The organism is Colwellia sp. BRX8-9 (assembly GCF_014077245.1).
Lineage (GTDB): Bacteria > Pseudomonadota > Gammaproteobacteria > Enterobacterales > Alteromonadaceae > Colwellia_A.
Genome location: NZ_JACGVN010000002.1, coordinates 177,240 through 201,776, shown reverse-complemented (window position 1 = coordinate 201,776; position 24,537 = coordinate 177,240). Strand labels below are relative to the sequence as shown.

Below are 24,537 nucleotides of genomic sequence, written 5' to 3'. Positions count from 1 at the left end.
ATGAAAAAGTTAATATTAAGTGCGATTATCGTCACATTATCAACAATCACGGCACACGCTGACACGTTCAGTGTTGTGGTGAAATGGAAAGAACAAGCCGATTATCAAGCCGCTTTTGATACGCCAAAGCAACGCGTATTACGCGCTAAACAACGCACAGAAAACGTGTCTAACAGTCAGGCAAAAGTCATTGCTTCACCTGCGGTTACCGTCAGCGAATTATCAGGCTATACGTTAGAACACGTACGCTCTGGGGCGAATCGCACCGACACGTACACCGTAGAAGCTAATACGTTTCTTGAAGCAAAACAAGCGCTCATGGCAACAGGCTATTTTGACTATGTCTCGCCAAACACCTTTTACAAAAGTGACCCTGTTAACGTTTCATCGCCTGCTCGTCAAGCAACACCGAGCAACAGCTATCAAGCACAAGCCGTAGAAACAAACGCCTTTAACGACCCGTTTTTTTCAAAACAAGTGGTTTTTCAGTCGCAAGGCGCTTACACCATGGGCGCAGGTGATTTCGTTAAGGCGATGAAATATGTTGCCGCCAACAAACAAATTACCCGCAAAGTGCGCGTCGCGGTGTTAGATCAGGGCAAGTGGTTAAACGAAGATATTACATGGTCAACTGATGAAGTCGATATGTTATCAGGTCAAGTGGCGGCAACCTGTGCCTCTGGTGATGACAACCATGGCGGCGGTGATGTTATTTGCCCCATGAGCGATTATCAAATCGGCACACGCGACAACGATGCAACAGATAAAAGATGGCAGTTCACTTATGACAGTAACAATAATCCTATCTCTGATGGCACGGTCGATATTGGCGGTCACGGACTATCTATAGCTTCCGCTATCGCGATGAAAAATGACAATGGCTTAGGCATTACCGCCCTTAATGATGATGGCGATGTCGAGCTTATTCCTGTGCGTGTCATGAACCCTGATGGCGGCGGCAGTAACGACATTATTGACGGAATTTATTGGGCGGCGGGCATGTCAGTGGCAGATGTGAACGATATTTCAGCCCCTGCGGATGTCATCAACATGAGCTTAGGCGGCAATGACGCCAATGGTTGCTCAGACGCCTTACAAGACGCGGTGAATTACGCGTATGAACGCGGGGTTACCGTGGTCGTGGCGGCAGGCAATAGCTCCGTAGATGCGGCGAATTTTACGACCGCATCGTGTGACAATGTCCTGACCGTAGGCGCTCACGATCTGTCAGGTGAAATCACCAGTTTCAGTAATTTTGGCAAGTTGGTCGATGTAAGTATGTTAGGTAGCAGTGTACACGCCGCCCGCATCAATGGATCTGTTTATGCACAGGACGCACAATCACTCGCATCACTATGTACCAGACCTGACGGCACGATCGGCGGCAATGACGGGTGTTTTGCAACAATCAGCGGCACCAGTATCGCCTCACCGTTAGTAGCGGCAATGGTGGTACAAATTAAAATGGTGCAACCGACCCTTAACCCTGCGGAAATTATGGCAATTATTAAAAATACCGCGCCACGCTATGACACCAACGAAATCGGTCAAACCACACAGCGCAAACATTTATTGCCCAACGCAGGCGCAGGCAACGGCTATAAAGCCGTAGCTTCTACCTTTAGCAGTGAAACAATTGAAACAGGCAACGTGGTACACCAATTTGCCCACATCGTTAATGACGATCAAACGGTGTATTTAGACGCGATTGCAGACCTTATCGGCAAAGAAAAAGCCTGTAATAGCTATCAAGCAAACTTTGGTTATTTTGACAAACCTGTCGCCAATATCCATTACGAAATGTACACGTCAAACACACAAGATGTTGATCTAACCACCAGTAACGCTGAACTTATCGTCCCTGTAGGCGGTGGCGTCTTGGCATATCCAAGCACCACCATCAACATGCAAGGCAGTACACGTCTTGGCGTTAGAGCCTGTGATAGCGGCAACTGTGGTGATATATTCGAACTAGACTTAGCTAGCGCACAAAAACCGACGTATTGTATTTAAATTTAAATAATAGCCCCTCTCTTTTCTAGGGGGTTATTTAGTTCTATATAACTACCACTATTCAGGATAAATAAAGTCATTTATTCTTTGTAGTGGATCAAAGTCGGTCAGATAATTTAGGCTGTGAGGCTTTAATCTAACTTAACAGTCGCAAAAGCCACCAAAGCGGTCATAGGGGTTTAAAGTCAAGCTGTCAAAAAAAGACAGCTTGTATTAGTTCCGATTCAATTTAAATTCTTGGACACCATCATATTTTACATTAATTATTATTCTAATATCTTTGTAAGAGAGTCAATAAGCTCTGTCATTTGATCTAAAATCTTATCGAATGCAGTTATTAGGTCGTTATCGTCAATCTCAAGACGATTAATAGTCTTTTCATACGTTTTACCTCGTCTATGTGCTACTCCCGAAGAACGAACCCCTTGAAGCCCACCCAAGAACCTAGCAGCATCAAAATCTATCTCTTTTGTTTTAATAAATGCAGAAAACAACTTCATAGATTTCTTTTCATCACTAGGCATAACCGCTTTTATACCTTTCACATTTATCGAGTCGATGGTTATTTTAACAAGTGATAAAACTTGTGAATCAAATTCAGATTGTTCACTTTTGGTTAAGCAATGTAATGTATTAAAACAATGTTTATCAGAGTCCGTTAAAGGTAAGAATAAATACCAACCGAATTTTTTAAACCATTCATTTTGAAACCTTTCAAACACGCCCTTAAAGATTAAGTCGGGGCTTTCAGGATTTGACCATTGCCCTAACATACTCCTTTCAAAGTATGTTTTGCTCATCTTTTTATCTTCTACCCCAATATTGAAGCATTTCCAATATTTTTGTTCCGAATGGGGTAAGTCCTTTCCTAAATCACCTAAAAAGACACAAACATGATCTTTTGAATTATTATCAATTCTTAACTGCCAATATCCAATTTTATAAATCATGCTATCTGAAACTTCATATTCTGTAGATGCATTAAAGTATCTTTGTAGAACATCTTTACTAAAAAAAACTTGAGTTAAATAGTGTGGCGAATCGGGATTACCACCAAAATAATCAGCTAGAATAGATGGATCACACGAATGAGATTTTGAATCGTGCTCATCTCCTTCAATGATAAATTCTTCATAGTCTTCTTCTAAACTAACAGGTGATGCATTTTGCTCTGTTAAACCTAGGCACTCTATTAATTTTTTACCTACCACTCTTGTAAAGTTCTTATAACCTTTTACATATGAGTCATTGGAATATTTATCGTATCTAATACTACCTTTTTTAATTATCTCTTCGTTATCAAAATTTTCGTTAAAATGAAAAGTGCTTTCAAAAAACAAAAGTAAATTCATTTGTTTTGCTGCCATGAATGCTTTTAAGAATGAAGCTCTAATTACAATCTCTTTTTTTGAATATCGAATTACTTCAATCTCTTTTCCATTATCATCATCAATCACATATTTAGAGTTTTTAGCGTCATTGTACAATCTCAAGTACAATACTAATTCTTGAAGAAGTTCATTACACTTTTCATTTCTTCCTATAAAGTCTCGAACATAAACCAACGGTAAAAATTCAGATGTATGTTCTTCATAACTTACATCATCACCACACGTTATTATTGAAGGACAACCGCTACCGTATGATAAATCCCACCCGTAAGAGTCCATATAAACTTCCCTTCCGACTATTGGAGATAAACAAGAGTATTGCGAACCATCAACCGTTTTATCATCAGAATCGAGGTTTCTAAATAGAGGAATCCACGTTTCTTTACCTAGTTCATTCTCACAATAAGTAACAAAGTCTGATATTTTATTTTTTGACAAAAGAATCCTTCCTAAATTTATTCATAAGGTATTTTATATGCTTATAATAATACCATCTCAAGGTATGACTATGTTTAAAATCAATATTTAACAGTGTTGCTTTTTAGAGGCAACATACTTCAATGAATTTAGTATTTGAGGAACTATTACTGACAGCTATGAGCTTGCAGCAGACGTTAGCCATAACTATTTGCTAATGTCGTCTTTGCGCTTTAAAAACCATTACGCCGAACTTTAAAAACTTGACAACCCCAGCTCAAGTCACAACCCATGACTTGAACTGGAATGGCACTAGTTAAAGTCCTGAAAATGCTTTGTTTACTGAATCTCTCACTTGATCAAAGTTTGTATGTGCATAGACCATTGTATGCTTTAACGATGTATGACACAGAGCTTTACACACTACGCTAATATCCGTACCCGCCTGAAGTTGCCATGTAGCAAAAGTTCGTCTCAAATCATGCGGTCGTGGTCTTATGTTGGGATTCTCATGATATAAATCCGCTTTTTTTATTGCAGACTTCCATATGGGGTCCCCCCCCGTTACATAACCGTATTTTGAAGTTTTTGAAGCAAAAACAAAAGGAGAATCAGAAGCTCGGCTTCTTCTTTTTATTAGTAAATCTATGACAAATCTATGCAACGGTAACTCATAAACTTTATTCGTTTTGGTATTAGTCGCGGGGATCAGCCACTGGTTATTCGAGAAATTTATTTCCTGCCACTGCATCGTTTTAACATTAGATAACCGCGCTCCTGTGAACAACGCTATTCGATATACATCAGCAACGTCTTGATTATTTTCTTTATCTAATGCTGACAATAGTCGCTTAGCCTCTTCATGAGTCAAATATCGGCTTCGCTGAACTTCTGTCATCTTTGTTACGCTTAGAAATGGATTAATTGATAAATTAATATCGTCTTCATATTCAATCACGTAATTGAATGCTGATTTTATTGCTGTAAGACAACGGTTGTGAACGCTGTAACCTAGTATTTCCAGATCAACAAAAAGTTCCTTGGCTACTTTTCGAGTTACCTCTGCAACAAACCTTTTGCCTATTCGCTGCTTAAGGTGTTTATTATAAGAAACTTCGAGTGCATGAGTCCTACCAGCTATTGTCGCTCTTTTAGATAATTCATTTTCTTGGTATAGATTGAATACGTCGTTAACCGTCAATCCAGTCTCCTGTTCAAGTCTTAAATCAGAAGTAAAGTTAATATAATTTACGGCTCTACTACGAGCTTCATCTACAAGAATTTGGCTGGCATCGCCTAAACGGTGGTTGATGGGTTTATTTTTGACTTTAAACCTGACGTAATAAGTTTTAGTTCCTTGAGAGGTAACCGTAAGCTTTAAATTACATAAAGATTGATCGGAATATGTTCTAGTTTTTAGTTCAGGTTTAAGCGATTTAATCCGAATTTCAGTGAACTTAAATTTAGTGGATTGTTTCATTTTTATATCCTTTTTGACATTAAATTAAAGTGTCAAAAAAGGTTAAAAAAGCCCTAAAACCAGCATAAGAATCGGAACACACACCTCATTACTTCGTTATTTCAAGTCAGGGAGGGGCCACCATTTCTACCTTCTATATCAATCAAACATTTCAAACTCACTACTTTATATATTCGGATTTATTCGTTTATGCAAAATTTAACAAGCTAAATTTTTTGTAGGCTATATTTCTGGAAAACAGAAACTTTGCGGACTTAAAATAAGAGGCGATTACTTTTTTAAATGACTTATAGCTAATCGTTTTTATTAAGCCGAGGTTACATATCAGTTCCTTCCTGTTGAGCACATATTGCCTTAACCTATTGGAATCCGGGTTAAAGTGATTAACCACAAGAACAGCATCACTGACGTTTAACCAAGTTTACTACTGACATCGTTATTTTAGGTGTTCTACACCTGATTATTTATTAACTTTCCTGTAGTTATAGTAATAATTTAACCTTTTCAGTTTGATTTTACTGTCAAGCTAACTTAATCGTATGATTATAAATATTATACAACAAAAACAAGTGGTTGATGAGCTGGGTGTGTCAAGTTATTTTACAATGCAACTTTATTAAAATTCACTTTAAAAATTACAACACTGATATTGTTAACCTTTATAATCTTGGTATGATTATTGTATAATTTAGTAATTATTACTATTTTACCTATTACCTACCAAAACAATGGAAAGGGATTAAAAAGGAAGCACAAATGAAGTTCAAATTATTAAAAGCTGCTATCACTGGCGCAACGTTGCTTGTTACCGGTTTTGCAAATGCAGGTCTTATCACTAACCTTGACGGTCTCAATGGTCTTACAGCTGATTATACAAAGGCTACAGTCGGTAACTTAACAGGAATACCTGGTGGAAGTAATTCTTTCAATAGAGCCGATTTTGGAACATCCAGCGATGCATCAAAAGACAGTGCAACCTTTAAGTTGAATGTTGAAAGCCTGACTGCATTCACCGGAAATAATAAATTTCAATACTTATTTGAATCTGGCGGGGCAGGTAACGGTATAGGTATCTATTACAACGCAGCCAACGAAATCACATTCTCACAACGCACAGGAGCTAGAATTAATACGATCAGTTTAGATGTCACATCGTTGATTGGTCAGAGCTTTGATATTGTTGCAAGTTTATCATTGGACGACAACTTGATGCGTATGTTCATTGGTGAAAATATTTTCTCTGAACAAGCATTAATTACTGGTTCTAACGACTGGGATGGCGGTAACGGTGGAGCATTTGGTAAGGACAATTCGAGTTTAGTTTCAGAGAATAACACAGGCCGAGCTTTCGCAAGCGGTGGACTTTCAGGGTTTGCATATTATCACGACACAGTTGTAGACGTTCCAGAGCCAACTACTCTTGCTATTTTTGCACTAGGTATTATGGGCTTAGCTGTACGCAGATTTAAGAAACAATCTTAATTTATTTTTATAATCTCAATCTATAGAAACATCAATTGTCATGATTGATGTTTTTTTATGTCTGCTTATTTATTACTGTAAACTTTAGATACTTAAAGTGTATTATCAAAATTATGCATCGCTAAACAATTACAAGCATTCATGTTTTCAGCTTTCCTTTCCACCTAAAAGCCACACTCTACGAGAACTGAAAGACACTTTGACCTACTTGTGAAGCCTACTGCACCATTTGTGCTATTTTCATCAATTAGGCTCTTTAAACTCATCTTTTAGATTTTTATAGACCCATGACCGTTTACGACCTCTAGCTTTAGGTTTCTAATAAATCTATTAACGTTACTCACAAAGTGTTAATGAAGCGAATGACTAAGCGGTTTAGTTGTGTATAAAAATGCGTTTAGCTTTACAAATTTTGTATCTACACAACTAAGTAGATTATTTACTCTTTAACACTCCCTATTTTGTTACTCTAAAAAAGCCTTCTGCTGCTTCAGTTAAGCTAGAGAGGTTTTTATTCTCACGCCGGCTTATTGATTATCATGGTTAATAGTAAATTATTAGCAAAACTTTGTTTTAAGTACGTTCATATCAATAATAATTTGTTATTTTTAATGTAGTATAAGATCGGACTTGCTTACTAGGCTATGATCTTTCAAAGCCCTCTAAGAAATAAAAACAAATAGAATAGGGATAAATAAACAATGGTAAACATGTTAATTGCATATCAACTTGATGGCGGTGATGTTATCGAGATTAATCATCCAGAAGAGTTCGAGTTCAAAGATTTAGATGGAAATAGCTTAGGAAATGCTCAGATTATCAAGCGACATAATAACGATCTGATATTAGCCGAAGCTGCATTTGTGATCTCAGCCGAACATGCAAAAGTTATGATACCAAGCGATGCGGCATTCATGGAATCCAAAGCAGGCGTAAAGCAACCTTTTGACTTTAACGGGCTCGTAAAAGGCTGTGGATTTGACTCTGTTAAATATAAATTTGATAAACAAGGTAATGAACCAACTGACTGGGTTATCGCCTATCCTCTACAGCACTAAGCCTAAAAAGGTCGCTAGTCATACCAGTGACCTTTGTTATAGCTTTGAATGGACCAGGTAATGAGATTATTTCAACATCAGGCTAAGCGTATATATCTGTTTCATAACGACTAAATATTGATTTAACTAGAGGGTTTAGTTATCAGGTTAAGAAACATTCATATGTTAACCAAACTTAGTCATATTTTATTATATTTTTTTAACAAAACATAATCGATATGCTCAAGAGAATAAGCTGTACTATTCGCCAACATATTGCATTTTAATCAATATGATATAAAACAAATTATTAATGGAGCTGTAATATGTATAAAACTATTATTTGCGCAATAGAAGCTAGTGATGAAGGACTCGAAGTACTTTCAAAAGCCCATGAGTTATCTCAACTATACCAAGCTAAATTGTTTGTTACTCATATCATCCCACATACATTACTTCCTAAAGACTATCAAAAAGAATTAAAAGAAAGTGCATTACCTTCAATTGAATCAAAAGCCGCATCATTAGGTATATCTAAGAAAGATGTCTCGGTCACATTTGGGAAACCCTACGAGCAAATTTGCATATTTGCAGAAAGAAAAAAGGCAGACTTAATTATACTTGGTACCCACTCTAAAAAAGGTATTCATGCTTTGATTGGGTCAACAGCAAATGGTGTTGCCAATTATGCTAAATGTGATGTTTCACTTATTAAAATTTAAAGTGCTTTTTTTGATAAAAAATCTAAATGTGCTCTTTCAAATAAATAACTAATGCCGCCAACATGGCATTAGTTATTATTAGAGCAATGAAGATTGCACTCTTGGGTTACTTAAAATAGTCATATTAAGTGAAATTACTTTTAGTGGCTCACTATCTCCTTCTAATAACAACGCTAATACCCTGGATATTAAAAGCTCATATACATGAGTATATTTAATAGTAAGTTTAGTTCCTTTAAACCAAACATGAATCGTCAATAACTGGCCTTAAAGTGTTATCTACATATTAATTTTTCGACATTTAATCAGATATTTAATCAGATATTTCATCCATTCTAAAAACCGGATAAAAATCATCTTATCGCTTATAACGTTTCAGGATTATTGTCAGTTACGCGTTTTAGTCATAATGTATATTAGGAAGTGATCACCTTCTCATTCAATGTAGCTGTTGGATATTTAAGCTAAGAAAAATGAATAAATTTTATCAAACTAACATGACTAAAGCTCATTCGTAATATATTATTATTTTTAGGGAATCGTATATAAAAACGGCAGTTATAAGAATTATGGATTTAGATAAATTTAAACAAATTAATAAAGCATTCGATTACCTCTTTGATTCATTGGTGATCACTGACCTACAAGGCATTATTACTGACTGGAATAAAGGCTCTGAAAAATTATACGGCTATTCCAAAAAAGAGATCATTGGTCAGCCTGTTGATATTTTACATCTCCCCGAAGACACCGAACATATTACTTCAGAAGTTATCAGCGCTGTAGAGAAGTACGGAAAATGGACTGGTGAAGTTAGAATGCTCCATAAAGATGGTCATATTGGCTGGATTGAATCTATGTGTGTGCCACTTTTTGATGCTAATCATCAGCTCGTCGGCGCATTAGGTGTAAATCGAGATATATCAGACCGGGTAAAAGAGACTAAACGTCTTGAGCACCTAGCTCATTATGATCAACTGACAGAAATTCCAAATCGATACCTAGTGTTTGACCGAATTGATCACCTAATTGATCAGTCTGAACGTGATATGAGAACTTTTGCGTTGCTTTTTATTGATTTAGATAAATTTAAAATAATTAATGATACCAAGGGTCATGCGTTTGGTGATCAAGTGCTAGTAGAAGTATCTTTACGTCTTAAGCAGTCAATTCGTAATTCAGATACCGTTGCAAGAATTGGAGGTGACGAATTTGTTATTTTACTTGAGAATATGATTGATAAGTCTAATGTAGATTCTGTGATTAAGACTATTATGGATACGATTAGCAGACCCTTTAAGATTAACGATGAAGAGTTAACCGTGAGTTGTAGTATTGGTGTTTCAATTTATCCTGATGATGGTATTACCACCGATAGCTTAATCGCAACAGCAGATAAAGCTATGTATAACAACAAACATAAAAAATGACCTCAGCTGATAAATGAGTTTAGATATTTTCGATGCTATCTTTGATTTTTTGATCTTAAATAAGCACGCTATTAGCCATTAATTTGATTGCTAAAGGTTATTTTAACGAATACTGCTATTACCTCCCCTCTTATTGACCTACTAGTTAATCTTGATGTTCAGCCTAGTTAACAGCTAGCTTATACTAGAGAATAAATTGACTTTTAACTGATTGAGAATAGACTAAAAACTAGGTTATATTTCAATGAGATAAATTATTATGTCTACTAAAGCTTTCGCTACTTGTTCTTGTCTATTCACATTATTTATAACCTTAGCAACACTTAGCGGTTGTGATAACAAAAAACCAGGTATTGCCTTAGGTACGTTAGAAAGAGAACGCATAGCGCACACAGCAACAGTGAGTGAAGTTATCACGGCATTACCTGTTAGTGCAGGTAGTCAAGTTACTGAAGGTACAATATTGGTTAGGCTAGACGACACCCTTCAAAAAGCGTTCGTTGCTAAAGCTCAAGCTCAGATGCAACAAGCAAAAGCTAACTTAGAAAAAGTACATAATGGTGCGCGTAAAGAAGAAGTTGCCGCTGCATCTGCAGAAGTTGAGGGTGCGAAAGCCGCACTGATCAAAAGTGAGGCAGACTATAAACGCACTCAAATACTGATAAAGCAAGCATTATCTAGTCAGGTAACGCTCGAAAACTCCCTTGCATTACGCGATGAAAATAGAGCTAAATTACACAGCGCTCAAGAAAAACTATTACAACTAATTAATGGTGCTCGTATCGAGGACTTACAAATAGCTGAAGCTATTTTAGCAACCGCGGTTGCGGTACTCGACAGTGAAAATAAAAAACTCAATGATTTAACCATTACCGCAAAACGTGATGGTCTATTAGACAATCTTCCATGGAACCTCGGTGAACGTGTCACACTCGGTAGCCCCGTAGCAATTGTATTAGCGGGACGTGCTCCTTTTGCACGTGTCTATGTGCCAGAACCCTACCGAGTAAAAATTAAAGTCGCTGATAAATTAACCGTACAAGTTGATGGTTTAACAGATTCGATTATTGGTACTGTGCGCTGGATATCTTCTGAACCTGCTTTTACCCCTTACTTTGCATTAAACCAAGAAGAGCGTGCAAACCTTATGTATTTGGCTGAAATACAATTACCTGATAGTGCTGCAGAGCTGCCAATGGGTGTGCCAGCGCAAGTTATAATGCCATGAAGCACTTAAACGATAGCCAAGAAAAAAATCTTAATAGCTCTTTTGCGATAAGCGCACAAAAGCTCACTCGAAAATTTGGCCAATTAACGGCAGTATCTGCGCTAGATTTATCTGTAGAGAAGCAAACTATTTACGGATTTTTAGGCCCCAATGGCTCAGGTAAAACCACGGCAATTCGATTGCTGACAGGTTTATTAATTCCAACGAGTGGTCAGGTTAACGTTTTGGGTTGTCATTTACCGCAAGAGGCCAATAAACTGCGAATGAAAATTGGCTATATGACACAAAAGTTCTCTCTCTATGAGGATCTTACCGTTAAAGAGAACTTGCAATTTATCAGTCGAATTTATGGTCTAACGGCTAATCAACAAAAATCACGACTGAGTGAATTATTAAGTACTCATCAATTAACACAGCAAAGTCATCAACTTGTTGGCAGTATGAGTGGTGGTCAAAAACAAAGGCTAGCGCTTGCCGCCGCAGTGATACATAAACCTAAGTTACTCTTTTTAGATGAGCCCACTTCGGCGGTTGATCCGCAAAACCGACGAGAGTTTTGGGAACAATTATTTGATCTTTGCGATCAAGGCACCACAATATTAGTCTCAACGCATTACATGGATGAAGCGGAGCGTTGTCATAAGCTGGCCATCTTAGAAAATGGTATAAAAAGAGCGGATGATAGCCCACAAAACTTAATGAATAATATGGCTGCTCAAGTGGTTGAGGTAGGCGCAAGCAATATACGTCAAATAAAAGAGCACTTAATCAAATTGCCACAAGTGATTTCTGCCGCCCAGCTCGGTACCCACTTACGTGTATTAGTGAATAAAGAAGAAAGTAACCCTATCGCATTATTACAGCGCCAGCCCTGCTTAAATGATACAGCTAAACTTGTTATTGTTAGACCCAGTCTTGAAGATGTCTTTGTTAGTTGCACCGGCCAAGGGGTGACACAGTCATGAAAATATCACTATTAAGAATTCAAGCCATTGTTATAAAAGAACTACTGCAACTTAGACGCGATAGAATGACCTTTGGCATGGTCATAATGATCCCCCTAGTACAATTACTGCTATTTGCCTTTGCCATCAACACTAATGTGCGAGATATCCCAGTTGGTGTTGTAGATCATAGTCAGACATCTTTGAGTAGAGTATTACAGCAAACCGTGGCAGCAACCGGCATTGTTAAATTTACTCACAGTTATTACTCGGTAAAGGAAGCACAAGCCGCTATCGATAGCAGTGAAGTGCGTGCAGTATTAATTATCCCACAAGACGTTAGCCAGCGTTTAGTTCGACACCCAAGTGTAGGTTTTGGTTTGCCGCCCTCGAGTAAACAAGAAACGAGCAGGCCAATAGCACAGTGGTTAGTTGATGGCTCTGATACTGTTATAGCAGGTAGTATTAAAAGTTTACGTAATATGCCACTTACAGAGTTATTAGATAAGCCCGCCAACCGAAATACCGCAACGTTTGAAGTGACCTTACTTTATAATCCAGAGCAACGAAGTGTGGTTAATATAGTGCCTGGACTTGTTGCCGTGATATTAACAATGACAATGATAATGTTTACCTCGGCCGCCATTGTTCGCGAGCAAGAGCGCGGTAATATGGAAATGTTAATTACGACACCACTTAGCTCACTTGAGCTGATGATTGGTAAAATATTTCCCTATATTTTTATTGGTGCGATTCAAGTCTGTATTATTCTTGGTTTAGGTTATTGGCTATTTGACGTCCCCTTTAATGGCGGTTTTGCCCAACTAGCACTTGCGACTTTACTGTTTATTTGCGCCAGCTTAGTACTGGGTTTAGTTATATCAACGATTGCTAAGAACCAATTACAATCAATGCAAATGACAATATTTATTTTACTGCCATCTATATTATTATCTGGTTTTATGTTCCCTTATGAAGGTATGCCACTGCCCGCACAATATATTGCTGAAGCACTGCCAGCGACACACTTTATTCGCTTAATAAGAGGTGTAGTATTACGTGATGTTGCCGTTATTGAGATGAGTTTTGATATGCTATGGTTAATTGCTTTTACCTGTTTTGGCTTACTTGTTTCAGCACTGCGTTTTAAGAAAACACTCGACTAGCTTACCTGATGGTTTCATTGCACAAGCTGAGATATTTGAGTGAAGAAAATAATATAAAAGTGGCGCGAAACTAAGCCACTTTTATATTTTATTATCACACAATATCCTGCATTATTTATAGTGAGTTAATTAGCACTATTATTTTCTGAGGCTTGCTGCAGAATTTGAACTTTCTGGTCTTTAAGGTAGAGAGGATGGTAAGGCCCTACCGGTACTGTACCAACAAACCGGCTATTAGCCTGTCTTGCATAACGGGTGTAATCAGCTGCTGCTGTGTTTACCGCTGTCGCTATTGCGCCAACAATCAACCCAGCTAAACCACCACCATTATTTCCACCACTAAGATCAACAACAACCGTGCCGGTATATTTCCATAACGTCGAAGATGTTTTTGTTGATTTTATTTCTGCTTCAATTGATACGGTTAAGCTTGAAGCAATAACCAAATAGCTAGTGTCCCACTTAAGTATTTTGGTAAATAACACCGCATCCGCACCGAAGTACTCATGAAATTTATTAAGTGGCATGTCGTAAACAAGTTCAGCATCATAAATACCTTCTTGTTTCAATATTTCTGACGTTAGCTCGTATGGAAAAGTATAGTATCCCTGAAACGCGATAGGCATTTCTACCGTAGTCGCATAATAATCTTTCGCATCTGCTGCCGTACTTAAATTGATCGGTGGCATTATTAATAATGAACGTGGTTTTTCATTATACATCTCTGGGAATTCGTCTAGTTTAGTGACGAGGTTGTTACTGACACAGCCTGAAACAAAAACAACAACGAGAGTAACCAACAACGTTCTAGTCTTATTAAACATAATCACTATCCCTGTACCTTAACTTTACTGATCAAATTATTCATAAAGATAACTGATTCTGGATAAACACTTTTTTCCAACTCAAAATAGGAAATTGCCTTTGTGGTATCATTTAACTTTAAGTGCAAATAACCTAAATTGGCGTATACGCCAGGCGGAACACGTAAGCCTTGGTTACCAGAACGTTGAATAACATCTTCTAACGCAAACTTCCATTCGCCTTCAGAAATTTCACCCGCATCCCTTTTCATTGCATAAAATGACTCTGAATATTCACCATAGTCATACATAGGCTTAGGGCCACTTGCACAACCAGTTACTAGCAGTACCGCACAAGCCATCATTAAAATTTTAGTTTTCATTGTGAGTCCTTAGCTGTTATTTAGGTACATTAAATTCTTTTGACTGGCCGTCACCTAACAGTACAATCCTGTTAACTACTGTTACACCATTCTTGGTGATGGTTACTTGCTGTTTACCCGTAGCAACCTTATAAATGTTACGTGCACCTAATTTATCAACAACGAAAGCCTCTCCTTTACCTACTGTCACTTCTGCCCCTTCGGCATTTCCAGTGAAGTAAACATATGATACGGGCTCAGCAGTTCGAACTCCCTCGTTATAACCACAAGCACTTAAGTACATGGCAATAAACACACACAATGATATTTTTAATAATTTCATTTTATAATCCTTTATTTACTTTCTTGAATGTATAACGAAGAGAAGTCATCTGATGCAATGTATTGACTAAAATCACCTGTTGAAATTGAAGCAATTGATATCTCACTTTCTGGGGTGTCACCCATAGAAGTCAGCACAACAATGTTACCTATAGGTTTTCCAGGTAAGGTAATAAACATTCCAGTTTGTGGGTTTTTAACTTTGTTACCTGATTTATAAACAGTAAATTTAGAATTTTCAGAAATATTTTGAGATTTACCGCCAGAGATAATTAGGTTACCTTCATCTGAAGAGAGAATGTAAGATTTCCAAGGTTTATCAAGCATGTTTTCAATAACATTTGAGGCTAAGTCGGTAATAGCCGCATTAAGCACTTTATCATTAAGCGAACTGTCATAGCCTGCTTTATCACCAACGCCCATGACACTGCCCGCTTCAGAGAATGCGATCCCTTTACCAGACTCAGAATAGATTATCTGGCCTGTTGATACATCTATTAATCGAATGTTTACCGTTGCATTGGCTTCTTGTTTTTTAACTCTTGAAAAAATTCCTACTTCACTGGTGTTTTTTCGGCCAAACTCTGAAATAGAACCAACAATTAAAAAGTCAGCCGCATTTTTGAGACTCGTCTCACCGCCAATAGAAAGCTCCTTTTCAACTTGCGCTAGATCTGCACGTTCAAGCATTATAAATCGATCGGTTTCAAACAACTTAGCCGATAATATATCCATAGCTTGCTTACCAATACGATCATTATTTTTATCAATAAAGAAGCTTTGTCCGTATTTAGTTTCATTAGTAAAACGTCCTATCGCAACTTTGCGCTTAAGGTATTTTTTACTGACAACATCCGCTTGCAATGTTTGGCTAACAGCCGCCTTTTTTTGTTTCGTCTCCGTGACGGTTGAATCTTTTACCGTTGCACAACCTGATGCAAGTAGCAAAGATGATACAATTAACAATTTTTTCATGGTGGTACGTTCCTTTTTTTATAATATCGATACTTCTATGTATCGTTAAATTCTTGATAAAATTGTATTAACTACAAATAGTTAAAAATTTTAAGAGTAATATTATACAGGTATAAAAAAGGCTAAATGTAGTCTATACACACTTAATTATGTAAGTTATGTCTTACATTTATAAGGTAAGTCAGCTCGGCTAAACTACAATATAAGTAGTAAAAATGAATTATAAGTCATATTTAAAGTGGGAATTTCGATGATAAATTTTCATCTGTAGGCCTATAACTTAAGCTGATGTTAAGTTTATTAGCGTTTTACAGCGTGATTAAATTGTCGAATTATATTTTGATTGGTGAAAGTGGTAGATAAACTGTTAACATAGCGTTATATGCTTTCGTTAGTATTAACGCGATTAGACTATCGTCTTATAAATATTTGGAGTAGAAATGAATAATAAAATTATTGGTATTACCCTTATCATTATTGGTGTTGCTGTCGCGATTTGGGGTTATAACATTTATGACTCAGCTAGCGCTCAACTTACTCGTACGTTAAGCGGTGATACGCCTGTTGAAGCTTGGGCAGGAATGATCGGTGGTGTTATTGCTGTTGTTATCGGTATCACAAGAGTAAAGTAAGCGTTGATTTTTACAAGTAAACACCTATAAGTGTTTACTTGTAAACTAGGCTTAGCGCTATTTATTTCAATAAATAGCCCATTATATTTTCAACTATTATAAGCATCAGTAAAATCAATCACGAAAATATCGACAGTCGCAAGACATTAAGATTAAGCGAACAAGATTAGGCTCTCAATGTTAACCATACTCATATTTTTCACCCTGTTTACTGTGCTAACAACCCTTTTGCCCTTGTCTCGACATCCCCATTGGATTGTTAGAGGTATGGATTTTCCTCGCTTACAGTTCACTATACTTGCAACGATTTTGTTACTCGCCCATTTTATTTTTCTTGATCCGCAAAGAGTAAGTACGCAGGCACTGATTATTAGCACAACGCTATGTTTGATATGGCAGTTATCTTGGATAATACCCTATACTTTTATTTATCCCAAAGAGGTTAAAACCTCTACTGAATGTGATGCTGATAAACAACTTAGCATTATTACTTCAAATGTTCTGACACCCAATCGTAATGCCGATGCACTGATAGCACTGATTAAAAAACATCAGCCCGATGTGCTAGTCACACTAGAATCAGACCTATGGTGGGAAGAACAGCTTAACGTCCTAGAAACTGACATGCCTTATAGCGTTAAATGCCCACTTGATAATCTCTATGGCATGCATGTATTCTCACGATTACCTATCGCCGAACAAGAAATCTGTTATTTGGTTGAAAAAGATGTTCCGTCAATACACACCACAATAGAGTTGCGTAGCGGCGATAAAGTGCGAGTGCATTTTCTTCATCCTGCGCCACCAAGCCCAACAGAGAATGATGAATCTGCAGAGCGTGATGCTGAGCTGATGATTGTTGCTCGAAGTGTTGCTGACAGTGAGCAACCCGTTATTGTGACAGGCGATCTTAATGATGTTGCTTGGTCTGCTACCACACGACTGTTTCGTAAAATTAGTGGTTTACTTGATCCTCGCGTTGGACGAGGAGTATTTAGCACTTTTCATGTCGACTCCCCATTGGTTCGATGGCCTTTAGATCATTTGTTTCACAGCAAACATTTTACACTACAAAAAATTAAGCGTTTACCGTCAATTGGTTCAGACCATTTTCCGCTGTTAACCCAACTATCGTTTACTGCACTGCGTTGTAATAATCAAGCAGGTATAAAAGCAGACACGGCCGAGCATAAGTGGGCACAAGAAATATCTGAACAACAAAATGTTAGTAAAGGTGATGTACCAAAGCCCGGTGAAACAAGTTAAGCCAATAAACGTTCTGCGTTAATGGCTAACGTTTTATAACGGGTTAATTCGTAACTATATTTGCTGATATCTTGCGGATTTGATCAGCGCACTCAGCTAAGACGATAGCACCAGCCGTTGATACATTTAGAGAATTACCCATACCAAACATAGAAATATGTATTTGATGATGGCTTAGTTTTAATGCCGCTTCACTTACACCCTTGCGTTCATTACCTAACACTAATGCACAAGCAGTGGGATATGCCATCTCTTTATAGTCAACCGACTGCTGGCAGAGTTCTACGCCAAAAACAGTATAACCGTCGTCTATTAATGATTGTAAGCTTGCCGTTGTGCTATCACTGTATTCAATATCGACCCATTTCGCTTCATTTCTAGAGGCCTTTTTCAATTTTTTATCTGAAATTGTGAGTTCGCCACAAATAATAATTTTTTGAATAGCAAAAGCATCCGCTAAACGAATAAATGCACCAATGTTGTAGCTATTAGTGACATGATCTAAAACCAATACTAAAGGGATTTTTGCCTGCTTTACATATTCATCGCGGGTCGGTTTATCTTGTCTGAGGTCTTCTTTACTTAATTGTATTTTTGAATGCATAATAACGGCTCTTATTAGATACTAAACGACTGTCATTCTATTAGTATTCTGACTAATCGATGAGGTCGATATTTGATATTTGATATTTGGTATTTGATATTTGATATTTTTAGTTCGTCACGGTTAACCATTTAAACAAACTTTTATTATAAATTTATGGACGATCAAGGGCTAGATATTCTGAAGTGAGACTATAACCATCTCCGCCCATTTTACCAACAGAATCAATTAACACTTGGTTTATGCCTGCTTCGTTGTATAGGTCATCACGAACATAAATAGACTTTACATCTAAAAGCACAAGCGTTCCTCCAGCAGGTAAATCACCGAGAGTAATAAGTTCTCTTAATGTGCATTCATAACGAATTGGCGACGCTTTAACCGAAAATGGTGCCACGCTACAGCTACCTATTTTATCAACCCCGGCAAAGTCAAACTCACTTTCATCGAGACTAATACTGGCACTCGTTTTGTTCATTTGGGCCAATAATGAGCTATTAACAATATTAATAACACATTCACCCGTTTCTCTTAAGTTTTGTAAGGTGTCTTTATCAAGACCACTGCGCTGCGTTACCTGCGTATAGAGAAGTACCGGAGGATTACAACTGGCCACCGTAAAAAAAGAGTAAGGAGCAAGATTGTCAACACCGTCTTTAGAACGTGTACTGATCCAAGCGATTGGTCTTGGTGTAACACCACCATTGAGTAGGCGATATTTTTCCTGAACGCCAAGTTCTGTAATATCAAAGTTCATTAAACGCCTCCAGCCATTCTGTAAAAGAATTAGCGACCTGATTAACCGTTACCGCCGTGTGATCATAGAACCATACTGCACTGTCTGCTTGTCTGTGCACACAATCACTAAGTTTGAAGCAAAACATACTGCCCTTACAATCAGATGCAAACAAGATATGGCCTTTTGGCATACCGGTCATTTCATATAACTTTGAGAGCGAAAAAACATCATCAAGGCTTAAAAAATCTTGTACTTCGGTAATATCGACACCTAAATCACAGATTTTAGTTAATACATTTGGCGTGTGTACCAAACCGTAAGTCGAAATCAAATATTTATATGCATCAGGCAAGTAAGCAGATAATTTTAATTCTAGCTCGGTTATATCCTCACTGGCTATCGGTACCATGGCGCTTTTACTGCCCCAATTTTTTACAAAAAGATCAATGCTATTCATCTGGATACTCTCATTCTGTTACTGTGTTATTTGTATTGAACACTTTATAACTTGCCAATTTATCGTGCTTTGTTCAAGCTTACCTATAACGTCGCATTCTAGCAGTTTAAGAGAATAGGGTATTGCTAATTAATAGCGTAACGAGTTTACTTATCTGGTTATTTCAGCGAAATAACAACACTGATAATATGCAGCTAAGCCATTCATTATATTGAGCGATAAAAAAAGCACCTAAAAAGGTGCTTTAATCAATCGTATCTTTTATCTTAATTTCAGACTAACTCGCTTTAATGCGCGTAATATTCGCACCAAGTGCTTGTAGTTTATCTTCAATATTTTGGTAACCGCGGTCAATATGATAAATACGGTCAACTTGTGTTTCTGAGGTCGCCACTAAGCCAGCAATCACTAAACTTGCTGATGCACGTAAGTCTGTTGCCATTACTTGCGCACCGTTTAGTGATTCAACACCACAAGAAATAGCGGTATTGCCTTCGAGACTAATATCAGCGCCCATGCGTTGTAGTTCAGGAACATGCATAAAACGATTTTCAAAAATAGTTTCTGTTGTCGTTGCCATACCTTTTGCAATTACGTTCATTGTCACGAACTGTGCTTGCATATCCGTAGGAAAAGCAGGATGAGGAGCAGTGCGAATATTAACCGCCTTTGGTCGCTGATTCATCGTTAGCTCGATCCAATCATCACCGGAGGTAATTTCTGCGCCAGCTTCTTGTAACTTACTTAAAACCGCTTCTAAAGCTTTAGGATCTGTATTTAAACACTTAACCTTGCCTTGAGTAACCGCAGCAGCCACTAAAAAAGTGCCTGTTTCAATACGATCTGGCATAACACGATACTGTGTGCCTGATAACTCGGCAACACCCTCTATGCTCAGTGTATCTGTACCTGCGCCAGAAATTTTAGCGCCCATAGCGTTTAAGCACTTAGCTAAATCAACAATTTCTGGTTCGCGGGCAGCATTTTCGATCGTGGTAATACCGTCAGCTAATGCTGCAGCCATCATCAAGTTTTCAGTGCCGGTAACACTTACCGTATCCATAAAAATGGTCGCACCTTTTAAACGCCCATTATTGCGAGCGATGATATAACCATTTTCAACGTCTATGTCTGCGCCCATTAACTTTAAACCGTGAATATGTAAATTCACTGGTCTTGCGCCAATAGCACAACCGCCGGGCAAAGAAACTTCAGCATGACCAAAACGCGCCAATAACGGACCTAAAACTAATATAGATGCGCGCATAGTTTTAACTAACTCGTACGATGCACGGCAATGATCTATGGTACTTGCATCGATAACTAATTCATTGTCACCAGACCAATGAGCTTTAGCACCTAATTGACTTAGCAATTTAATCGTCGTTTCAATATCATTTAACTTAGGAACGTTACTAAATGTAATAGGTGTCTTAGAGAGAAGTGCTGACATTAATATCGGTAAAGCGGCGTTTTTTGCGCCCGAGATGGTTACTTCACCCTTTAGGGCCGTACCACCTGTTATTTTAAATGCATCCAATAGAATATTCTTATTTGGTTATGAAAAATTAAAGCGGAAGATTAAACATTTTTTCACGCTGCCAAACTGACGTTGTGAAAGTTTTAATCGATACCGCATGAATTGCACCCGCTTTTATAGTCTCTGCTAAAGGTGCATATATTGCTTGTTGCTTCTTTACACGGCTTAATTCACCAAGAAAGTCTGCAACCGCAATCACTTTGCATTGTGATCCATCAAATGCAACATGTAACTCATCAAGTTCAAGGGCATCATTAAGTAATTTTTCTATATCTGAAACTTCCACATTTATCTCCGGTTACTGATTAAGCGTACTATCAGTTTTTGGTAAGAACATATCAACACAACTTAACTGAGCTAATTTAATTAAATCTTTTGGTAAATTATCAAAAGTTAATTGGCAGTCAGTCTTATTACTTAATTCTAGCATGGCAAGTAGCCAAGCTAAACAAGCCGTATCGACTTTTGAAACATTTGACAAATCAAAGATTAACACCCCTGATTTAATCAAAGCTTTTGATTTTTTTTCAAATGAATTATCAATAGTTAATAAGGTTAATTCACCACTAAAAACTACTCGGGAATCTTTTTCAATAAAACTAATTTTCTTCACTTCAATTCCTAATCTTCACAGAAATAGCCTATTAACGCTACTTAAAAACGATTTTTTGATCGCTTTTTTCTTTTAACATTTCAGTAACGTATGGCAAACCTTTTTGACGTATTAAGCCGCTAAGCTCTGCTTCTTTACTATCAAGCAAACTAACACCTTCGGCGACCATATCGTAAGCTTTCCATTCATTGGTTGTGGTATTTCTTCTAACACGAAATGAAATATCAATAGGTGGTCTACCTGGGTCTAAAACCGAGGTTCTAACAGCAACAACCTTAGCGTCATCAAAGTCTCTTTCTGGTTCAAATTCAACTTCTTGTTGCTTATACAAGGTAAAGACTTGTGCATATGAGGTAACTAAATACTCTCTAAAAACATCAACGAAATCAGCTCTGCTTTGCGAAGTTGTTTGTTCAAAGTTTTTAAAACCGATAACTTTCAATGCTGCATATCGGTAATTAATGTAAGGCATCAACTCTTCACGAACGATATCTTTCAATATTTCAGGGTTCTTACGAATCTCTGGTTGTTCGTCAGAAAAACGTTTAAACGTTACTTTCGCTACCGTTTCGATCATCGCGTACGGATTTTTACTGTCAACCGCTTTTGCTGTTGCACTAATACTCACCATTAATGCTAAAGCGATTATTACTGTAAATAATTTTTTCATTATATTACTACTCTCCATTGGTAAACCTGCTAGTCACTTCCTTGACTAAATAAAAATTGTCCTATTAATTCTTCTAATACTAATGCGGGTTTAGTATCTTCAATAAAGTCACCTGGAACTAGCGTGCCTACCGATTCATCAACAAAGCCAGGTCGTAAGCCAACATATTGCTCACCCAACAAACCTGCGGTTAAAATAGAGACCGACGTTGCTTCTGAAAAATTAATATACTGTGTATAAATATCTAAAGTGACTACCGGCGTATAATCTTTTGCATCGATGGTAATATGACTAACACGACCGACAACAACACCACCCACTTTTATCGCTGAACGAACTTTTAGACCGCCAATGTTATCAAACTTAGCATAAAGTTGATATGTCTCACTATTACCGGAAATACCGCTATCAGCAACTTTCAGCGCAAGCATAAGCAACGCAGCAATACCTATTGCTGCAAATAAACCTACCATTAACTCAATTTTTTTCGACACCATGTCTTCCACCAAACCTAAAATAAAAATTATTATAAAAATTAACTAACAGCAAACATTAACTCGCAAACATTAATGCTGTTAATACAAAATCTAACCCTAAAACCAATAATGATGATTGTACAACTGTTGAAGTTGTCGCTCGACTAATACCTTCTGATGTTGGTACACAATCGTAACCTTTATAAACAGCTATCCAAGTGACAACAAAAGCAAAAACAACCGATTTTATCACCCCATTAAGAATATCTTTTTGAAAATCAACTTGAGCCTGCATCACTGACCAGAATGTACCACTGTCTACGCCCAACCATTCAACACCGACGAGATGACCACCTAATATCCCTACGGCAGAAAAAATAGCGGCTAGCAAAGGTAAACTAATAAACCCTGCCCAGAATCTTGGTGCAATCACACGACGTAACGGATCAATTGCCATCATCTCTAAACTTGATAATTGTTCTGTTGCTTTCATTAAACCAATTTCGGCGGTTAATGCCGAGCCTGCACGTCCTGCAAATAATAGTGCTGCAACAACAGGGCCTAATTCACGGAGTAAAGATAGTGCGACCATAGGTCCTAAACTGCCTTCAGCACCATAACCCACTAAAATAGTATAGCCTTGTAAAGAGATAACCATGCCTATAAATAAACCGGATACCACCACTATCATCAGTGAAAGTACGCCAACAGAATATAACTGCTGCACCAATAGAGGAAAGCCTTTACGTACATTCGGCACATGAAGCAATGCAGAAAGTAATAAAACTATTGCTCGCCCTAATCCCGTAATCGTGGCAATAATGTTATGACCTAAACTTTGTAAACTATTCATTATTTAGGCTCCTTACCCATTAATTCATCTTGATAAGGGGCGCTAGGAAAATGAAATGGTACGGGACCATCAGCTTCACCTTGAATAAATTGTTGCACCAGTGGTGATGTTTGCTTACTTATCTCTGACGGTGTGCCATGACCAATAATTTTCTTTTCAGCAATAATATAAATGTAATCGGCAATACTCATTACTTCTGTAACGTCATGTGAGACCACAACTGAGGTTAAACCTAATGCTTCATTTAAATCTTTTATTAAGCGAACAATAACACCCATTGAAATAGGGTCTTGCCCCGCAAAAGGCTCATCATACAAAATAAGTTCAGGATCTAAAGCGATAGCGCGGGCAAGGGCAACTCTTCGTGCCATGCCACCAGAAAGTTCGCCAGGTGCTAAATTTCGTGCACCGCGTAAACCAACGACCTCAAGTTTCATTAATACCATTTTTTCAATTAACGATTCTGACAGGGTACTGTGTTCGCGCATCGGAAAAGCAATATTGTCGTAAACACTCATATCGGTAAATAACGCGCCACTTTGAAACAACATGCTCATACGTTTACGCGCTTCATAAAGTGCACTGCGTGATAATGTTGGAATATTTTGTCCGTCAAAAAGTATTTTACCTGAATTGGGTCTGAGTTGACCGCCAATTAAACGTAATAAGGTGGTTTTACCAATACCACTTGGCCCCATTATCGCGGTAACTTTTCCTTTAGGGATCGACAAACTAATATCATCATAGATCACTCGTTCATCACGTTTAAACGTAAGGTTCTGGATATCGACCAAGTTTTCAGGCATAAGATTTATATAACGTCACTGGTTGTTATTATTAAAGTCAGGTGAATTTTACCTGAGCAATCAAAAAACGTCATTAAAATTGCGTTAAA

26 protein-coding genes are annotated in these 24,537 nt (G+C 37.6%); 10 read left to right on the top strand and 16 right to left on the bottom strand.

Features of this window, described 5'->3' with window-relative positions:
• A complete protein-coding gene (locus H4J70_RS02635; protein WP_182250578.1) occupies nt 1-2,013 on the top strand; it encodes a S8 family serine peptidase in 2,013 nt (670 codons plus the stop codon).
• A gap of 266 nt (nt 2,014-2,279) precedes the next feature.
• Here H4J70_RS02635 and H4J70_RS02630 read toward each other — a convergent pair whose 3' ends face one another.
• Nucleotides 2,280-3,842 (bottom strand): hypothetical protein, encoded by a 1,563-nt coding sequence (locus H4J70_RS02630; RefSeq protein ID WP_182250577.1) that lies wholly within the window; start codon nt 3,840-3,842, stop codon nt 2,280-2,282.
• 295 nt (nt 3,843-4,137) lie between these two features.
• Nucleotides 4,138-5,301: a site-specific integrase gene (locus H4J70_RS02625; RefSeq protein ID WP_182250576.1), complete on the bottom strand. Its 1,164-nt coding sequence runs from the start codon at nt 5,299-5,301 to the stop codon at nt 4,138-4,140.
• A 756-nt stretch (nt 5,302-6,057) separates the two neighbouring features.
• On the opposite strand from H4J70_RS02625, the gene H4J70_RS20545 reads away from it, so the two are divergent.
• From H4J70_RS20545 to H4J70_RS02590, 7 genes are all read left to right on the top strand, one after another.
• On the top strand, nt 6,058-6,783 hold the full coding sequence (locus H4J70_RS20545; RefSeq protein WP_259367983.1) for a PEP-CTERM sorting domain-containing protein: 726 nt from the start codon (nt 6,058-6,060) through the stop codon (nt 6,781-6,783).
• A 701-nt stretch (nt 6,784-7,484) separates the two neighbouring features.
• Nucleotides 7,485-7,841 carry a hypothetical protein gene (locus H4J70_RS02615; protein WP_182218045.1) on the top strand — a complete coding sequence of 119 codons (357 nt, stop codon included), beginning with the start codon at nt 7,485-7,487 and terminating at the stop codon, nt 7,839-7,841.
• 305 nt (nt 7,842-8,146) lie between these two features.
• Nucleotides 8,147-8,542, top strand: coding sequence for a universal stress protein (locus H4J70_RS02610; protein WP_182250575.1), 396 nt, complete (start codon nt 8,147-8,149; stop codon nt 8,540-8,542).
• 569 nt (nt 8,543-9,111) lie between these two features.
• A complete protein-coding gene (locus H4J70_RS02605) occupies nt 9,112-9,972 on the top strand; it encodes a sensor domain-containing diguanylate cyclase (protein WP_182250574.1) in 861 nt (286 codons plus the stop codon).
• Nucleotides 9,973-10,231: 259 nt separating this feature from the next.
• Nucleotides 10,232-11,200, top strand: coding sequence for an HlyD family secretion protein (locus H4J70_RS02600; protein WP_182218050.1), 969 nt, complete (start codon nt 10,232-10,234; stop codon nt 11,198-11,200).
• Complete coding sequence (locus H4J70_RS02595; RefSeq protein ID WP_182250573.1) at nt 11,197-12,165, top strand: ABC transporter ATP-binding protein; 969 nt, start codon at nt 11,197-11,199, stop codon at nt 12,163-12,165. The genes H4J70_RS02600 and H4J70_RS02595 overlap by 4 nt, the downstream gene beginning before the upstream one ends.
• A complete protein-coding gene (locus tag H4J70_RS02590; protein WP_182218053.1) occupies nt 12,162-13,310 on the top strand; it encodes an ABC transporter permease in 1,149 nt (382 codons plus the stop codon). Before H4J70_RS02595 ends, H4J70_RS02590 begins: the two co-directional genes overlap by 4 nt.
• 125 nt (nt 13,311-13,435) lie before the next feature.
• On the opposite strand, the gene H4J70_RS02585 is transcribed toward H4J70_RS02590, so the two are convergent.
• The 4 genes from H4J70_RS02585 to H4J70_RS02570 are packed head-to-tail and all read right to left on the bottom strand — an operon-like array spanning nt 13,436 to nt 15,792.
• On the bottom strand, nt 13,436-14,134 hold the full coding sequence (locus H4J70_RS02585; RefSeq protein ID WP_182218055.1) for a GNA1162 family protein: 699 nt from the start codon (nt 14,132-14,134) through the stop codon (nt 13,436-13,438).
• Between the two features lie 5 nt (nt 14,135-14,139).
• Nucleotides 14,140-14,496, bottom strand: a complete 357-nt coding sequence (locus H4J70_RS02580; RefSeq protein WP_182218057.1) for a DUF4810 domain-containing protein — start codon at nt 14,494-14,496, stop codon at nt 14,140-14,142.
• Between the two features lie 16 nt (nt 14,497-14,512).
• Entirely contained in the window at nt 14,513-14,818 is a 306-nt protein-coding gene (locus H4J70_RS02575; RefSeq protein ID WP_182176360.1) for a hypothetical protein, read from the bottom strand.
• A gap of 11 nt (nt 14,819-14,829) precedes the next feature.
• Entirely contained in the window at nt 14,830-15,792 is a 963-nt protein-coding gene (locus tag H4J70_RS02570) for a CsgG/HfaB family protein (RefSeq protein ID WP_182218059.1), read from the bottom strand.
• A 440-nt stretch (nt 15,793-16,232) separates the two neighbouring features.
• On the opposite strand from H4J70_RS02570, the gene H4J70_RS02565 reads away from it, so the two are divergent.
• Complete coding sequence (locus H4J70_RS02565; protein ID WP_070374865.1) at nt 16,233-16,424, top strand: DUF3185 family protein; 192 nt, start codon at nt 16,233-16,235, stop codon at nt 16,422-16,424.
• 177 nt (nt 16,425-16,601) lie between these two features.
• Nucleotides 16,602-17,690, top strand: a complete 1,089-nt coding sequence (locus tag H4J70_RS02560; protein WP_182218061.1) for an endonuclease/exonuclease/phosphatase family protein — start codon at nt 16,602-16,604, stop codon at nt 17,688-17,690.
• A 43-nt stretch (nt 17,691-17,733) separates the two neighbouring features.
• On the opposite strand, the gene H4J70_RS02555 is transcribed toward H4J70_RS02560, so the two are convergent.
• The 10 genes from H4J70_RS02555 to mlaF form a co-directional block, all read right to left on the bottom strand.
• Nucleotides 17,734-18,294 carry a TrmH family RNA methyltransferase gene (locus tag H4J70_RS02555; protein WP_182218063.1) on the bottom strand — a complete coding sequence of 187 codons (561 nt, stop codon included), beginning with the start codon at nt 18,292-18,294 and terminating at the stop codon, nt 17,734-17,736.
• A gap of 154 nt (nt 18,295-18,448) precedes the next feature.
• A complete protein-coding gene (locus H4J70_RS02550; RefSeq protein WP_182214623.1) occupies nt 18,449-19,051 on the bottom strand; it encodes a flavin reductase family protein in 603 nt (200 codons plus the stop codon).
• Nucleotides 19,041-19,490, bottom strand: a complete 450-nt coding sequence (locus H4J70_RS02545; RefSeq protein ID WP_182214624.1) for an SMI1/KNR4 family protein — start codon at nt 19,488-19,490, stop codon at nt 19,041-19,043. Before H4J70_RS02545 ends, H4J70_RS02550 begins: the two co-directional genes overlap by 11 nt.
• Nucleotides 19,491-19,767: 277 nt before the next feature.
• Entirely contained in the window at nt 19,768-21,030 is a 1,263-nt protein-coding gene (murA, locus tag H4J70_RS02540; protein WP_182214625.1) for a UDP-N-acetylglucosamine 1-carboxyvinyltransferase, read from the bottom strand.
• Nucleotides 21,031-21,058: 28 nt separating this feature from the next.
• Entirely contained in the window at nt 21,059-21,316 is a 258-nt protein-coding gene (locus H4J70_RS02535; protein ID WP_070374871.1) for a BolA family protein, read from the bottom strand.
• A 12-nt stretch (nt 21,317-21,328) separates the two neighbouring features.
• The gene (locus H4J70_RS02530; protein ID WP_182176367.1) at nt 21,329-21,643 is read right to left on the bottom strand and encodes a lipid asymmetry maintenance protein MlaB; all 315 of its coding nucleotides are present in this window, start codon (nt 21,641-21,643) and stop codon (nt 21,329-21,331) included.
• Nucleotides 21,644-21,680: 37 nt separating this feature from the next.
• Entirely contained in the window at nt 21,681-22,313 is a 633-nt protein-coding gene (locus H4J70_RS02525) for an ABC transporter substrate-binding protein (RefSeq protein ID WP_182214626.1), read from the bottom strand.
• A 29-nt stretch (nt 22,314-22,342) separates the two neighbouring features.
• Nucleotides 22,343-22,810: an outer membrane lipid asymmetry maintenance protein MlaD gene (gene mlaD, locus H4J70_RS02520; protein ID WP_070374874.1), complete on the bottom strand. Its 468-nt coding sequence runs from the start codon at nt 22,808-22,810 to the stop codon at nt 22,343-22,345.
• Between the two features lie 55 nt (nt 22,811-22,865).
• Complete coding sequence (gene mlaE / locus H4J70_RS02515; RefSeq protein WP_070374875.1) at nt 22,866-23,642, bottom strand: lipid asymmetry maintenance ABC transporter permease subunit MlaE; 777 nt, start codon at nt 23,640-23,642, stop codon at nt 22,866-22,868.
• The gene (gene mlaF / locus H4J70_RS02510) at nt 23,642-24,448 is read right to left on the bottom strand and encodes a phospholipid ABC transporter ATP-binding protein MlaF (RefSeq protein ID WP_182202505.1); all 807 of its coding nucleotides are present in this window, start codon (nt 24,446-24,448) and stop codon (nt 23,642-23,644) included. Before mlaF ends, mlaE begins: the two co-directional genes overlap by 1 nt.
• Between the last annotated feature and the right edge of the window lie 89 nt (nt 24,449-24,537).